The sequence below is a fragment of the Erwinia tracheiphila genome (genome assembly GCF_021365465.1).
GTDB lineage: Bacteria > Pseudomonadota > Gammaproteobacteria > Enterobacterales > Enterobacteriaceae > Erwinia > Erwinia tracheiphila.
This window is the reverse complement of record NZ_CP089932.1, coordinates 3301275-3315779: the sequence shown is the minus strand read 5'-3', so window position 1 is coordinate 3315779 and position 14505 is coordinate 3301275. Positions and strand designations below refer to the sequence as shown.

15 protein-coding genes and 2 pseudogenes are annotated in these 14505 nt (G+C 54.7%); 12 read left to right on the top strand and 5 right to left on the bottom strand.

Features of this window, described 5'->3' with window-relative positions; genetic code table 11:
* Positions 1-445: 445 nt before the first annotated feature.
* The 3 genes from LU633_RS17305 to LU633_RS17295 all read right to left on the bottom strand — a co-directional run bounded on the left by LU633_RS17305 (position 446) and on the right by LU633_RS17295 (position 2839).
* Complete coding sequence (locus LU633_RS17305) at positions 446-2098, bottom strand: glucan biosynthesis protein D (protein ID WP_040465407.1); 1653 nt, start codon at positions 2096-2098, stop codon at positions 446-448.
* Between the two features lie 209 nt (positions 2099-2307).
* Entirely contained in the window at positions 2308-2508 is a 201-nt protein-coding gene (locus LU633_RS17300) for a hypothetical protein (RefSeq protein ID WP_016189992.1), read from the bottom strand.
* A gap of 19 nt (positions 2509-2527) precedes the next feature.
* On the bottom strand, positions 2528-2839 hold the full coding sequence (locus LU633_RS17295; protein WP_051124329.1) for a LysR substrate-binding domain-containing protein: 312 nt from the start codon (positions 2837-2839) through the stop codon (positions 2528-2530).
* A 277-nt stretch (positions 2840-3116) separates the two neighbouring features.
* Between LU633_RS17295 and LU633_RS17290 the strand changes: the two genes are divergently transcribed.
* From LU633_RS17290 to LU633_RS17275, 5 genes are all read left to right on the top strand, one after another.
* On the top strand, positions 3117-3653 hold the full coding sequence (locus LU633_RS17290; protein ID WP_232426807.1) for a hypothetical protein: 537 nt from the start codon (positions 3117-3119) through the stop codon (positions 3651-3653).
* A gap of 33 nt (positions 3654-3686) precedes the next feature.
* Positions 3687-3896: a hypothetical protein gene (locus tag LU633_RS17285; protein ID WP_016189988.1), complete on the top strand. Its 210-nt coding sequence runs from the start codon at positions 3687-3689 to the stop codon at positions 3894-3896.
* 219 nt (positions 3897-4115) lie between these two features.
* Positions 4116-4658, top strand: a complete 543-nt coding sequence (locus tag LU633_RS25820; protein WP_016189987.1) for a phage protease — start codon at positions 4116-4118, stop codon at positions 4656-4658.
* Positions 4655-5500, top strand: coding sequence for a phage protease (locus tag LU633_RS25815; protein WP_016189986.1), 846 nt, complete (start codon positions 4655-4657; stop codon positions 5498-5500). Before LU633_RS25820 ends, LU633_RS25815 begins: the two co-directional genes overlap by 4 nt.
* A 48-nt stretch (positions 5501-5548) precedes the next feature.
* Positions 5549-6571 carry a BNR-4 repeat-containing protein gene (locus tag LU633_RS17275; RefSeq protein WP_016189985.1) on the top strand — a complete coding sequence of 341 codons (1023 nt, stop codon included), beginning with the start codon at positions 5549-5551 and terminating at the stop codon, positions 6569-6571.
* A 29-nt stretch (positions 6572-6600) separates the two neighbouring features.
* Here the strand turns inward: LU633_RS17275 and LU633_RS17270 are convergent, their stop codons facing one another.
* Positions 6601-6738: a LysR family transcriptional regulator gene (locus LU633_RS17270; protein WP_016189984.1), complete on the bottom strand. Its 138-nt coding sequence runs from the start codon at positions 6736-6738 to the stop codon at positions 6601-6603.
* 25 nt (positions 6739-6763) lie between these two features.
* Between LU633_RS17270 and LU633_RS17265 the strand changes: the two are divergent.
* Positions 6764-6958: pseudogene (locus tag LU633_RS17265) on the top strand (VOC family protein); the annotation flags it as partial.
* Positions 6959-7028: 70 nt separating this feature from the next.
* Here LU633_RS17265 and tnpA read toward each other — a convergent pair.
* Positions 7029-7465: pseudogene (gene tnpA / locus LU633_RS17260) on the bottom strand (IS200/IS605 family transposase).
* 547 nt (positions 7466-8012) lie between these two features.
* Here tnpA and elaB point away from each other — a divergent pair.
* The 6 genes from elaB (at position 8013) to menE (ending at position 14275) form a co-directional block, all read left to right on the top strand.
* Positions 8013-8324 (top strand): stress response protein ElaB, encoded by a 312-nt coding sequence (gene elaB, locus LU633_RS17250; protein WP_016189981.1) that lies wholly within the window; start codon positions 8013-8015, stop codon positions 8322-8324.
* Between the two features lie 332 nt (positions 8325-8656).
* A complete protein-coding gene (menD, locus tag LU633_RS17245) occupies positions 8657-10318 on the top strand; it encodes a 2-succinyl-5-enolpyruvyl-6-hydroxy-3-cyclohexene-1-carboxylic-acid synthase (RefSeq protein ID WP_016189980.1) in 1662 nt (553 codons plus the stop codon).
* Positions 10315-11079 carry a 2-succinyl-6-hydroxy-2,4-cyclohexadiene-1-carboxylate synthase gene (menH, locus tag LU633_RS17240; protein WP_016189979.1) on the top strand — a complete coding sequence of 255 codons (765 nt, stop codon included), beginning with the start codon at positions 10315-10317 and terminating at the stop codon, positions 11077-11079. Before menD ends, menH begins: the two co-directional genes overlap by 4 nt.
* A gap of 9 nt (positions 11080-11088) precedes the next feature.
* The gene (menB, locus tag LU633_RS17235) at positions 11089-11946 is read left to right on the top strand and encodes a 1,4-dihydroxy-2-naphthoyl-CoA synthase (protein WP_016189978.1); all 858 of its coding nucleotides are present in this window, start codon (positions 11089-11091) and stop codon (positions 11944-11946) included.
* A complete protein-coding gene (gene menC / locus LU633_RS17230; RefSeq protein WP_040465403.1) occupies positions 11946-12917 on the top strand; it encodes an o-succinylbenzoate synthase in 972 nt (323 codons plus the stop codon). Before menB ends, menC begins: the two co-directional genes overlap by 1 nt.
* Positions 12905-14275: an o-succinylbenzoate--CoA ligase gene (gene menE, locus LU633_RS17225; protein WP_016189976.1), complete on the top strand. Its 1371-nt coding sequence runs from the start codon at positions 12905-12907 to the stop codon at positions 14273-14275. Before menC ends, menE begins: the two co-directional genes overlap by 13 nt.
* The last annotated feature ends 230 nt before the right edge of the window (positions 14276-14505 follow it).

Below are 14505 nucleotides of genomic sequence, written 5' to 3'. Positions count from 1 at the left end.
CAGACGAGAGGCGGGTCGAAGTGTGTATCGAGGAAAAACTGTGGCCCCAGGTGGACACAGTGACGAATGGCATCCTGCGGAGTGTCGTAAAAAACTCGTCGGGGTCGTCATAATCGCTCCGGGGCGGAATGGACACCAGAAAACGCTTAGGATATCCGGGTATAGCGCGTCGGGACGAGGGCGTGGGTTTACGCTTTCTGGGGGCTTTGCTACGGGCCATGTGAATGATTTCCTGAGAAATTAACATACCGCAGAGTATAAAGCTGTGAGCCGGTCATGAACACCCTCGGAACGGCAGAGCCGTGACGCTCGCCCTGTAAGGGCGCTATGTTCAGCGTGGTGATTTTCAGCAACTCCTGGCCTGTCAGAATAAAAAAACACCCTGTCAGCGCAGTGCTCACAGGGCGTCTGGACTCTCTGATTAAAAGCAATTAACCCGAATTTCTTAACCAGCCGTCATCTGACGGTCATCAATGTATTTTCGCTTATCGGGCGCTGGCGGGAAGTATTGATACAGCCAGGTTTCACTCAGGGTCTCCTCTTTCATGCGCAGGAACAGACGCAGGTTCACTGGTTCGGTTGAGGAGCTGTTCGGGTACCAGTCAAACAGGATACGGTAGCCGTTAATCGGCTCTACATAGAGGATTTCAACCTGTTTGACGGTGCCTGACGTGACGTTAATCACCGGCTCGATCCCTTTAGGCGCGGCGGCTTTCAGATCGCCACCAACGAAATCAACGGCAAAGCGACGCGCCCAGACGTCCGGGTAGTGTTCACCCGGTGCCCAGCCTTCAGGGAAGCCGCCCATGCCGGTGCGCGTTGCATTAACCCGTGCCAGGCTGCTGTGTATCGGCGGCAGACCGCTCCAGTACAGTTTATAGCTGAAACTGTGCTCGCTACCCGCTTTGATTGCATCGGCAGGACGCCAGAAGCACACGATATTATCCAGCGTTTCACCGGTGGTGGGGATCTCCATTAAATGGATTGCCCCTTTACCCCATTTGCCTACTGGCTCCACCCACAGACTCGGACGTTTGTTATACCAGCCAATGACGTCCTGATAATCCTGGAAATCATGATCGAGCTGCAACATACCGAAACCGCGTGGATCCTCATCCTGATAAGCATTGTAGGTCAGACGTTGCGGGTTATTGAGCGGGCGGCAGATCCACTCACCGACGCCGGTCCACATTGCCAGACGATCAGAATCATGGATTTGTGGGTGAATGGTGTCACACATTCGACGCTCATTATTGCCACAGCTGAACATGGTGGTCATTGGTGCAATGCCCAACTGTTCAATGTCTTTACGGGCAAAAATATGGTTTTCAACCTCCATTACCACGCATTTATCTTCGCAGTGGATAATGAATTTAAACGCGCCAGTACAGCTGGGGCCGTCCAGAAGGCTATAAATGGTAAAAGTGGTGTCTTGCGCTTTTGGCGTTTCAAACCAGAATGCGGTGAAGTCAGGGAACTCTTCTTTGCTGCCGAAGGTATTTATCGCCACGCCACGGGCAGAGAGACCATATTGATAGGTCTCATCCACGGCACGGAAATAACTGGCGCCGAGGAAAGAAACAATATCTCTGCTGGCCAGCTCAGGCTTTTTAAAGGCGCGAAAACCGGCGAAGCCCAGATCAGTTTTGTTTTCCAGCTGTTTGGTATCAACTTTGGCGTTGTTATAGTTAAACAGCTCAGGGCGGAAATGGATCTCCCGTGCCTGGCGATGCTCATCGACGGCGAACATGCGCAGTCGACGCTTAAAGCCCATGCCCACATGGAAAAACTGTACGTCCAGCTCACGGTCAGCGCTGCTATTCCACAGGGAATGACTGGCATCGTACTGAATTTCGTTATACGCCTGAGGGGTCAGCGTGGCCAGCGTGTTCGGGAGGGGAGCAGGTGCACCGGCCCAGGCATTTTTTGCCAGATCGGCGGCCATTTTTTTTAGCACGTCAAAATCAAATTGTTTCGCAGAGCCGTCGGCGATGTCTGTGTCTGCCCATGCGGCCCGGGCAAAGAGAGAGGAGAAACCAGCCATGCCGCTGACTGCTGCACAAGCCATTGACGCTTTCATAAACATTCTTCGATTCATGCCAGAAGCCATTTCCTTTGCTGAACGGAGTTTGTAGTGCCTGTCGTGCAGTTGCGCTCAGAGACCTGCTCGTGAGCATAAACAACCTGCCTGAACTCTTAATCAGGTCAGAATGAAATACGACAGCTGATAATAGAGATAATTCAGTGGCTGAAAATTTATCAGAAAACTCCTGGAAAAGCTGTCTTTCAGACTGATTTTATTTAATTTTAATCTGTTTTCATATCCGTGGCATGCTGCTGCAAAATGCGGGTGATAAACTGATGCAGCGGCGTCTGGTGATCGGCCTGACGCATCACCACAATCAGTTCGCGAAAAAAAGTCAGCTCTCCCAGCGGGGCAATGCGCACCGCTGTCAGGCGGTCAACACACAATCCTGCCAGCGCCACACCCAGGCGCATTTCAACCATTCGAGCAATGGCATCTATCTCACCAGTTTCCGGCGCAATCTGTGGGTTCGCCAAACGAGGTGCGATCGTAGCGGATACAAGGATAGTCACGGAGCAGCATAACGGCATCACCGCCTTGCACATCAGGCGGAACAATCAAGACAAAGGGTCCTTTCAACAATGTTTCGGCATAGAGATCTTTGGTGAGGGCGCACCCCGGCTTAACGACCACGGCCAGATCAACATTGCCAGCATCCACCTGACTCAACAAACTGAAAGAAACGCCGGGAACCAGCTGGGTTTCAAGAAAAGGAGCCTGCTGATGCAGTTTCACCAGAACGGTGGGAAGCATGTCAGTTTGTACGGAGGCGATATCCGTGCTGTAAATTACCTTATCAATATCCCGGCCCGCCCGTTTCTGCCGATCACGCCTGACGGCCAGTTAATCCCCCCGGCGATGGAAGCTGTAAACCGTGTGCTGGTCAGTAAGTTTGTTAAAAAATAGCCCGCATGATGATTGTTTTACCGCCGGGTGAAACGTAGATTAAGGGGACAGTTTACATTCACATGGAGGTTTTTAAATGGATGCAGGATCATTAGCACGTTCAGTGGTTTCCGGGGTAATTTAAGTGCCTACAGATTTTTATTACGGACTGGAACGCACAATGCAGGATATGAAGCTGTCCGACGGCCGCAGCTGGACCCAACAGCGAAATTTCAGGGATGATGTGCGGTTTTATCACGCCGTGAAAAGTGTGATAAATGACCGCAGCACGATTGGTGATATCGTTGGAATAATCATTGATGATGCATTAAACGATCTGCCTGACGAAGCGCTTGAGAAAATTCATGACGCCATCGTGGGCAAGGCAACCTCAGTCTCTTCACGTACGGTAATGCAGTTAGCCGTTTCATCCTGGTTGGAATCAAAAGTTGTCAGCGGCCTGATGGGACCATTAATTGTGCAGCTCTCAATGCGCTTTGCCACTGGTATGCTGACAGGAGACGTTATTGCACAGGGCGTTGTTGCCCGCGCCTGTGAATCATCACGACGTTTGCAACTCACTAATCCGGCATTATGGCAGCGCCTGTACATCAACGACTACGACCTGCTTTATTTTTTGGTTGAAGAGCCGCTGAAGCAATTTTCAGAGCTAAAAAACTGAAATCGAATCCGGCCAGACTGGAGGAATTTGTCAGTGCTCTCTAAATTAATCAGGCTGTTTCGTAAAGTGCTGTCGGAAATATCAGGAGCAATCATTATTACTGTTGCGCTCCTGGGGGTGATTGTTTCCGTCATTGAATGCCAGGGCATAATGCGGGTTATCACGCCGGTTCTGATCGTTGCTGTCTGCTTTGCCCTCTACTATCTCAGCTGGCTAATCTCAGCAAAAGAGGATCGCAAGTAGTCAATAATTCACAGCGGCTTTGTCTGCGCCATTCTGAGTCGCTGATCTTCACCACCTATGGTTACCGCCAGGATTCTTTTAAACCAATCTGATGCGATTTAAACGGGTTTTAAGCGGGGTTATGCGTGCGTGTTCAGATGTGATCCCTAATCTCTCTCCTTAAAGGGTGACGAACCCCGTCACCAGCGCGGTTTTTTCTGACGCCGTTACAGTGGCCGCATGAAAAAGCCCGCTTCCGGACACCACTACCACGCCATCGCCGCCTGTGCCTTTGAAATCAGCACGGCGGGGGGCCGTATCCAGCTGTTTCCTGCCGGTAAATTTCGGGCAGTGGACGGCCGCCCGACCGACTGCACGCACTGGTTTATCGATGCTGTGGTGGCAGAACACCTGATCGTCGCACTGTCGGCACGTAAAAACCCCATCGTGATTGATTGCGAACACCAGACACTGCGCACCGGTGAGAACGACATGCCCACGCCTGCCGCTGGCGGGATGCATGGCGGTAAGATGGTGTGGGAGGACGGCTGCTTTTTTGCCGACGGCGTGGAGTGGACCAGCCGCGCCCGTGAGCTGATCCAGAACCGTGAATACCGCTACATCTCCCCCGTCTTTTCCTACAACCGCACCACGGGTGCGATTGACCAGATCATCCACGCTGCCCTGACCAACGATCCGGGGCTGGATGGTATGAGCGAAGTTACTTTAGCGGCGGCCTCGCGGCTGGACGCCCTTACCAATACAATGGAGATCCCCCCGTGAATGATGAACTGTTGATCCTGCAGCGAAAGCTGCTCGGCCTGCCTGACGATGCCGCCATTACGTCAGCGCTGCAAAAAATGGCGGCGGATCTGGCTCCCGTAAAGGATGACGCCGGTAACCGCGTCGGACTGACCAGCCTGCTGACGTCAGTCAGTGGAAAGGACCAGAAAATTGCCGCCCTGACCGTGGCGCTGGAAACGGCGAAGAAAGCACAGGCAAACATTGACCCGGATCCGGCTAAATTCGTGCCGGTGGACGTGGTTACGCAGCTGACGCAGCAGATCGCCGCGCTGACGAGCCGTGTTATGGGCTTAATTATTCAGGATAAGTCCGCCGACTACGGCAGCCAGTTTGATGCAATTATTTCAGCTGCCGGGGAGTGTATTGCTATTGGCTATTTTGGCAATGAGTCAACCCCGGCAAGCCTGCGATTAGGGGAATTTAATGAAACCGTTCGCGTGGGTACTATTGTGCCAACGGGTAACGGTGCGGTATTACCGGACACCGGGGGGATACAGACAGAAAAAGACAGCGGGACGACTAACCCGCCCCGCTTTGTTAATTCGTGGAAAAATGCATCGGCTAAATGCTGCATGCTTGTTGTCGCACACGTCGCGGCGGGAGGCGGTATTATTGCGTTTGCCGGAACGCGAATAAGGCTGGATACCACCCGGAAAATGGGCGTCAGAGGTGCTGATGGTTCAGGCCGTGATTTAACTACTGTCGTACCTGATGAAGCGGTATGTTTCTTTCTGAACAGCAATGAAACTTCATGTCAGAATGGCTGGATTACTTCTGTTGGTGCAATCATCCGCGTGGCATTCAGTAACGATGCCAAATAGTTTACCATTGCAAACGCAACCAATTACATCGGCGGCGTGGGTTATTCTATGTCAGGTTTCCCCGGACCCAATACCTATTATTCTTACGCTGCCTTTGACCGTTTTTTAACGGATGATGAATTAATCGCGCAGGCGCAACAGTTAGTCAGGTACGCTAATTCGCCTGGTGCGGGGGGGCATAATGTCTGGCCGGTATTCACTAAAATGCCCGTTACGGTAAAAAGTTCGAATCAGGCCGGATGGTGGACGCCGTTTTGCCTGGACAGCGCCGGAAGCCAGTATTTTGCGTTTGTCGCGGCTTCAAATAATGGCACGGCTAATATGCATAATTTAGGCATTATGAGGCGTGACGCTGACGGAGCGACAACGCTGGGCTATCTGCTTAACCGTGATGGCCGCCGTGCTCAATTCCTTGATGATAACGGTCATAACCAGCCGTCTGTTGCCGTTGACCCCGACGGTAATATTTTTGTTATTACCTCAATGCACGGCGATTACTGGAACTATTATCGCTCAACCATTCCCCGCGACGTTTCCAGCCTGGTTTATGCTGCGGAGGAAATGCCCGATACCACGTTTAACTTCACCTATCCGGTGCTGACGACCGGTAGCACCGGGGACGTTTATTTGATGGTCAGGGGTGGCGCGTCGCCAAATGGATTTGACCGGGTGGGTATTGTCTACCGGCGTGATCGGGCGCGGGCGATGTGGGAGCGCCTTTTAATCGTGGCTAACGAGGCCAACAACAGTTTTTACCCGGACGGCCTGCGCGTCGATACCGCTAATAATGTCCATATTCTGTGGGAATGGGGGCCGTGGAGTGCTGGCGTTCTCTGGCATAAGGGGTCGTATCTGGTCGCCAGTTCTGCGGGCGCTATCAGCAGTATCAGCGGCCGGGAAATGCAGACGCCGGTCCCGGTTGCAGACGATGGCGATCACGTTTACCACCCGCTGGAGGAAGGGGAAGAGTTCGTTTCCAACTCAAGTGAAAAAGTCGGCACGATGGCGGGTATTCAGACTGCAAGGCTGATTTATAACGCCGGGACAATATACGGCGTGATATACCGTTAACGGCTGTTTCGGGATGAGGCACAGGCCGCTTATGGGGTTTTTAACGTCAATATAGCGACGTTTAAAGACGGTGACTGGGGCAGGCCAATTTGCTGTCCGGCGGCGGCAAACGTGCCAGTCTGGCTGATAGCAACAAAGGTTTTTAGTTTTCGCAACATATTTTTCACACTCAATTTCCTTTACGGAGAAAGCATGGCGCTCAGTCCATTTCACCTGGCTATCCCTGTCTCGGACCTGGCTGTGGCCCGCCATTTTTACCGCACCGTATTTAATTTGAGGGAAGGCCGTTCCAGTGATGAGTGGGTGGATTTTGATTTCTACGGACGCCAGCTGGTCATTCATGCAAACCCGCAAACTGATACGCAGAACCGCGTACGTAAAAAACCACCTGCATAGCAGGTGGCATTGATTTCGCCCCACAGGGGCGCACTAAGTCCAGACTCAGAGAGCCTTCCCTTCACACTTCTTTCAGTGGAAGCTGGCTCTATTCAACTTCATGTTTTCCTGATACTTCACGTACTTTATTATCATTTCTTCGTTTATACCTACGGTATCGACACAATAACCTCTTGCCCAAAAATCATTCCCCCACTGCTTGTTCTTACGCAGGCAGGGAAATTTACTGAACAATCGAAGGGCTGTTTTACCCTTTAAGTCGCCTGTTACATGGGAAATCGAAAGCCGTGAAGGCACTTTTACCCGCAAATGGACATGGTCTGTCTGGTCATTCAGCTACACTGCTTCTATCCCGGGCTGCTCACCTGAGATCCTTATCGGCTTACAGACCTCTTTACCAACATTGTTCCTGAGGATGCGAAACCGGTACCTGGGTGTCCATACGATATGATATTGACAACACCAGAGCACATGAGATGCTTTCTGGAATCTGCTCATGGTTAAATCCCTGGCAGTTATGGGGATAACAGATTCGGATTTTCCCATGAGTAGCATGACTGGCAGAGCCAACTTATTGCTGACCACCTCCACAGGAGGTGGTGTTCATGCAGGGATAAAAACGCCGTTGATGGACACGGTGTACTTGTGCCGCATTTTGGACTGGTACTGAGTTGGCAGCATTGGGAAACACTGGCGGTGTGTTTGTGCTAGGTCGGTGTCAAATTCCAGATTGAGCCTTATATCCGGTTTAAAGGTCAGGCTGGCGGGCAGGCCACCCTGTTTTTCTACGATCCCAGCGGCAATGCGCTGGAGTTTAAAGCCTTCAATGAGATTGAGCCGATGTTTGCCCGATAGTCAGGCCTGCCATTCCATGAGCATCCTTTTATAAGACCTTATCCGGTCACCTGCCGTCGTGGCCGATTTTTTTATTCACAATGTAGCCAAACGCCGCCATGCCATTTATCAGGCAATTCCTGGTCTTTACGGCCAGCGGGCAGGATAAATGTGTCTATACTCAGAAAGTCAATTTGTACAAGGAGACGGTATGGCTACAAAAACAGAACCACAGGAAACACATCCCGATGACGACCTGGCGCTGTTAAGCGAAACGCTTGAAGAAATTCTGAAATCTTCCGGTGACCCGGCGGATCAGAAATATCTTGAGCTGAAAGCCAAAGCGGAAAAATTGCTGAACGACGTGAAATCTCGCGTGAGCAATGCATCCGACACCTATTATTACCATGCTAAACAGGCTGTTAATCTTGCGGATGAATATGTTCATGAGAAACCCTGGCAGGGAATCGGCGTCGGTGCGGCGCTGGGCCTGGTGGTTGGACTGTTGCTGGCGCGTCGCTGAGTCAGCCTGACGGGCACCTGATGGTGCCCGTTTTTACGGTCTGATAAAATCACCTTCTATGGACGTCATTATTGACCTGTTTTTGCTCTGCCGTGTTGTCTTTGACGTTAACGCTGACAGCACAAGTGAAGCTTTTTTTTGAGGTTTCAGTTCGGCCCGGTGAGGCGCGATAAACGCCAGCGTGGGTGAGTGACTTCCTGACAACAGCATAAAATTATTACAGGTGACGCTGGTTCTGTCCGACTGCAAATCCCGCCAGGCATGGCTTAAATCAACATTGGGCTACCAATACAAGGCTATACTCACCCGACTGATTTGATCTGGGATGGGTTATGTCACACAGCATCTTCAACCGCCGCTGGGCTGCGGTCATTCTTGAAGCCCTCACGCGACATGGTGTACAGCATCTCTGTATTGCTCCTGGTTCCCGTTCGGCACCGTTAACCCTCACCGCTGCGGACAACAGTAAATTTCTCTGCCATACCCACTTTGATGAACGCGGCATCGGCTATCTGGCGCTGGGTATTGCCAAAGCGACGCGCCAACCGGTAGCGCTGATTGTCACCTCCGGCACGGCGGTGGCTAACCTTTTCCCGGCGGTGGCGGAAGCGCGTATGACCGGTGAACGGCTGATCGTGCTCAGTGCCGATCGCCCACAGCAGCTGATTGACTGCGGCGCGAATCAGTCTATTTGCCAGCCGGGAATGTTCGGTAATCACGTTGCGGGCGCGCTTAATCTTCCTTCACCTTCGCCAGAGATCCCTGCCCGCTGGCTGGTAGCCGTGGTGGATGGCCTGCTGCAACAGCATCAGAGTGGAGCCGTACACCTGAACTGTCCCTTTGCCGAACCGCTTTACGGCGGCGATCCGGCTGCCTGGCAAACGTGGCACGACCCGCTGGGTGACTGGTGGTTCGATGACCAGCCGTGGACCGCGATGCCCGCGAAAATGACATTAACACCACAGTCTGACTGGGCGAACTGGCGGCAACAAAAGGGAGTGGTGGTGGTGGGTAGGGTCGATGCTGAGGAGGGCGTGGCGATTGCCGGGTGGGCTGCCGCGCTCGGCTGGCCGCTGCTTGCGGATGTTCAGTCACAAACGGGTAATCCGTTGCCCTGCGCCGAATGCTGGTTACGGCTGCCGGAGGCGCAGGAAACACTCAGTCAGACGCGTCTGGTGGTGCAGTTTGGCAGCCATCTGACCGGTAAAGAGCTTACCTGCTGGCTTGCCGGGATCGAACCGTCAGCATTCTGGTTGATTGATCCGATAACCGGCCATCGCGACCCCGCTTATCACCGCAGTCAGCGCCTTGTGGCGAATATCGCTGACTGGCTGGCGGCGCACCCTGCTCTTTCGCGTCCGGCATGGGCGGCACCGCTCTCACGGCTGGCAGAGCAGGCACGGCAGCAGGTGGCTGACCAGACCATCGTTTTTGGCGAGGCGCAGCTGGCCGCGAGATTGGATGCGCTTTTACCTTCGCAGGGCAGTTTGTTTGCTGGCAACAGTCTGACCATTCGCCTGATTAATGCCCTTGCCCGATTACCTGCCGGATACCCGGTGTATGCCAATCGAGGGGCCAGCGGCATCGACGGGCTGATTGCCACGGCGGCAGGGGTACAACAGGGTAGTGACGCGCCGGTGCTGTTGGTGCTGGGCGATATTTCCGCACTTTACGATCTCAACAGCCTCGCGCTGCTGCGGCAGGTCAGCGCGCCGCTGGTGATGATTGTGGTGAATAACAACGGCGGGCAGATTTTCAGTATGTTGCCCACGCCGCAGGGCAGGCGGGAGCGTTTTTTTGCTATGCCGCAGCAGGTCTGTTTTTCGTCTGCCGCAGAAATGTTTGGCCTGTCTTATTACCAACCTGAAAACTGGCAGCAGCTGCATCGCGCGGTGACTGACGGCTGGCAGCGTCGGGAAGCGACCCTGATTGAACTTTGCGTAGTGGAAGACGACGGTGCAAATCAGCTGAAAAACGGCGGAAAAGCACCATGATCCTTCACGCTTGCTGGCGGGGCTCACACCATAACCCTCGTCCCGTACTGGTCTGGTTGCACGGTTTTCTGGGAAGCGGAGAGGACTGGCGGTCAGTTCAGGCTGACTTTGATGGCTGGCCACAGTTGAGTATCGACCTGCCCGGTCACAGCGGTTCAGGTGACCAGCGGGCTGGTGATTTCGACACGCTTTGCACGCAACTAAAGGCCACGCTGGCACATCATCAGGTGCAGCGCTATTGGTTGATTGGCTACTCGCTGGGAGGGCGGCTGGCGCTTTATTATGCCTGCCGTCATGCTCAGGCTGGATTGCAGGGCGTGGTGGTGGAAGGCGCGCATTATGGCCTGGCTTCTGCTACGGCAAGAGAGCAAAGACTGGTGCACGATCGGCGCTGGGCGGCTAAATTTCACCACCAGCCGCTGAAACTGACGCTGGAAGAATGGTATCAGCAGTCGGTTTTTGCCGATCTTACCGTCCGGCAGCGCGACACCCTGGTTAGCCTGCGTGCCTGCCATCATCCTGATGCGCTGGCCTGTGCGCTGCTGGCGATGTCCCTTGCCCGGCAGCCATTTTTACTTCCCGAACTGCATCGTCTTCCGCGATTGCATTTTCTCTGTGGTGAGCGGGACCACAAATTCCGTCAGCTGACGGAACAGGCTTCCCTGCCGCTTACCGTGGTGCCGGACGCGGGTCACAATGCGCACCGCGCGAATCCATCAGCTTTTGCCGCAATTCTGGCGCATCAGATTATTAATGTTTAAGGAGTGAAAATGTTCTACCCCGAAGAGGCGATGCTTTACGCCCCCGCTGTATGGCACGACAGCGGTGTGAATTTTAGCGATATCCGCTATGCCAAATCTGCCGATGGCATTGCCAGGATCACCATCAACCGCCCCGAAGTGCGTAATGCTTTTCGTCCGCACACTATCAAGGAGATGCTGGAGGCGCTTAACGATGCCCGACATGATGAGCAGATTGGCGTTATTGTGCTGACCGGTGAGGGCGAGCAGGCATTTTGTGCCGGAGGTGATCAGAAAATTCGCGGTGATTATGGCGGTTACCGTGACGACAATGGAGTACATCACCTTAACGTGCTCGACTTTCAGCGCCAGATCCGCACCTGCCCTAAGCCAGTGGTGGCAATGGTGGCGGGGTATGCCGTTGGGGGCGGGCATGTGCTGCACATGCTGTGTGACCTGACTATTGCGGCAGATAACGCCCGTTTCGGGCAGACCGGACCGAAGGTAGGTTCGTTCGACGGTGGCTGGGGGGCAGCCTATATGGCACGAATTGTCGGGCAGAAAAAAGCCCGTGAAATCTGGTTCCTGTGCCGTATGTACAACGCGCAGCAGGCGCTGGAAATGGGGCTGGTTAACACGGTGGTCCCGCTGGTGGAGCTGGAAAGAGAAACGGTGCGCTGGTGCCGTGAGATGCTGCAAAACAGCCCGATGGCACTGCGCTGCCTGAAGGCCGCACTCAATGCCGACTGTGACGGTCAGGCCGGGTTACAGGAGCTGGCGGGCAATGCCACCATGCTGTTTTACATGACTGAAGAGGGCCAGGAAGGGCGCAATGCGTTTAATCAGAAACGTCAGCCCGACTTCAGCAAATTTAAGCGTAACCCATGATGCGTGGGGCAACGCTGTTTGCGTACTGCATCCCGCTGGCAGCGGGTACGGTGCTGCGTGACCGCAGGGTGAAAACGCGCGCCGGGCTGCTGGTGCGGTTAACGGAGTCCGGGCGGCAGGGCTGGGGAGAGATAGCGCCGCTGCCGGGTTTCAGCGTGGAGTCGCTCAGTGAAGCGCAGGCTAAAGCGACGATATGGCTGCAGAGGTGGTGCTCAGGTGAAGTGATGGATGCGGAAAGCACGCTGCCTTCGGTGGCGTTTGGTCTGAGCTGTGCGCTGGCGGAGCTGCACGATACGCTGCCACATGAAGCCCGATATCAAGGCGCTGTTCTGTGCAGTGGCGACCCTGAGGACCTCTTTGAGCAGCTTCACTGCCAGTGCAATCCGGTAGCGAAAATGAAAGTTGGCATGTATGAACCGGTGCGTGATGCGATGGTGGCCAATGTGCTGCTGGAAGCGCTGCCCACGCTGACGCTGCGGCTGGATGCCAACCGCCAGTGGACGCCTGAAAAAGCCCGAAAATTCGCTGGTTTTCTTACTGAGGAAAGTAAATCCCGCATCGCCTGGGTGGAGGAACCCTGCTGTACGCCGCAGGAGTCGCGGGAGTTCGCGCAGGAGAGTGGCCTGGCGCTGGCCTGGGATGAAAGCGGACGTGAAGCCGGTTATCAACCGGTGGCTGAATCTCATCTGGCGGCGCTGGTGATCAAGCCGTCACTGACCGGCAGTCTGGCGGCTGTGGCGGCATGGACAGCACGGGCGAAACAGGCTGGGCTGCAGGTGGTGATCAGTTCGTCGCTGGAATCCAGTCTTGGCCTGACGCAGCTGGCTCGCGTGGCAGCCTGGCTTACGCCGCACACTTTACCTGGGCTGGACACGCTGGATCTGATGTCGCACCAGCTGGTGCGAATCTGGCCCGGTTGCTCACAGCCGTCGATCGCTGCCAGCGAGCTGGAGGTGATATGGTCGCACTGAATGACTGGCCCTGGCGTGACCATGCGCGGCGGCACCCGGATCGGCCAGCAATGATTGCAGGCAACAGGCAACTCAGCTGGTTTGCGCTGGCCCAACAGGTCGACGCGCTGGCTGCGGGATTTCTCTGTCAGGGCGTGTACACTGGCTGCGGTGTGATAATGAAAGCGGTAAACAGCCAGCAGGCAGCGTTGGCGTACCTTGCTTTATTGCAATGCGGCGTAAGGTTGCTGCCGCTCAATCCTCGGATCCCACAAGCACAAATCGATGTGTTGTTACCGGGATTGAATATCGATTTTGCCCTGATTTTAAGCGGCACACCGTTGCCGGGTGTGGCGGCGCTCTTTTTACATTCGCAGCAAAAGGCTGTCAGCTGCCCCTGGCAACCGCAGGCGCTGGCAACGATGACGCTGACGTCTGGATCGTCCGGCGTGGCGAAAGCGGCGGTACATACCTTTCAGGCGCACCTTGCCAGCGCGGCGGGCGTCGTGGAAAAGCTATGCTTCAGCGCCGAAGACAGCTGGCTGCTGTCGCTGCCCCTTTATCACGTTTCCGGGCAGGGCATCATCTGGCGCTGGTTACGGGCAGGTGCCCGTCTGGTGCTGGCTGAAGCTACACCGTTGCCGCAGGCGCTGGAGCAGTCTACCTTTGCCTCGCTGGTGCCAACGCAGCTTTTGCGGCTGTTGCAGCAGCCCCGACGGCCACAGCATCTGCGCACGCTGCTATTAGGGGGGGCGACCATTCCTGTCGGGCTGGCCTGTGGAGCTGAAGCGCTTGGCATCGCCTGCTGGTGCGGTTATGGCATGACGGAAACTGCCTCGACCATTACCGCAAAGAGAGCGGACGAGAGCGGTAGCGTGGGGCTGCCATTGGCCGGACACCGCATCAGGGTAGTTGACGGAGAAGTGCAAATTCAGTCTGATGCGCTGGCCAGCGGCTACTGGCAGCAGGGGCAACTTCTGCCTCTGGTGAACGATAAGGGCTGGTTCGCGACCCGCGACGGTGGCTATTTCAATGCTGACGGATTGCAGCTTACGGGGCGTCTCGACAATCAGTTTTTCTCCGGTGGAGAAGGGATCCAGCCGGAACAAATCGAAGCGGTGCTCCAGACCCATCCGGCGGTGGAACAAGTGTTTATTGTCCCGGAATGGGACTTAGAGTTTGGCCATCGCCCGGTTGCGCTGGTCAGATTAAAGCACGCTGTGCCGCTGGCCGCGCTGGCGGACTGGGCTGCTTCCCATCTGGCGGGTTTTCAACGACCTGTAAGCTGGTATCCGTTGCCGGAACCGGATGGCGGCGGCATTAAAATCTCCCGTCAGTGGCTGAGAACCTGGCTGGCCAACCGCCAGCGGATGGAGTGAGTACCGTCCAGCGGGTGGGTTTCAGTGATTCGCCAGCGACGGAAAGAAAGCATGCGCCGTGTTGAAGCAACCCGCAGTTTGCACCGCACAGGTCAAAGACTGTCTCCTGAACACTGTTCCACCATGCACCCTTGTGTCATTACTTTTGCTCTCGCGATTGTATCGCTGCATCTGTCTTGTCAGGGTAGTAAACCCTGTTATCCTGAAAATCTGTGTGAGATGACATTGTG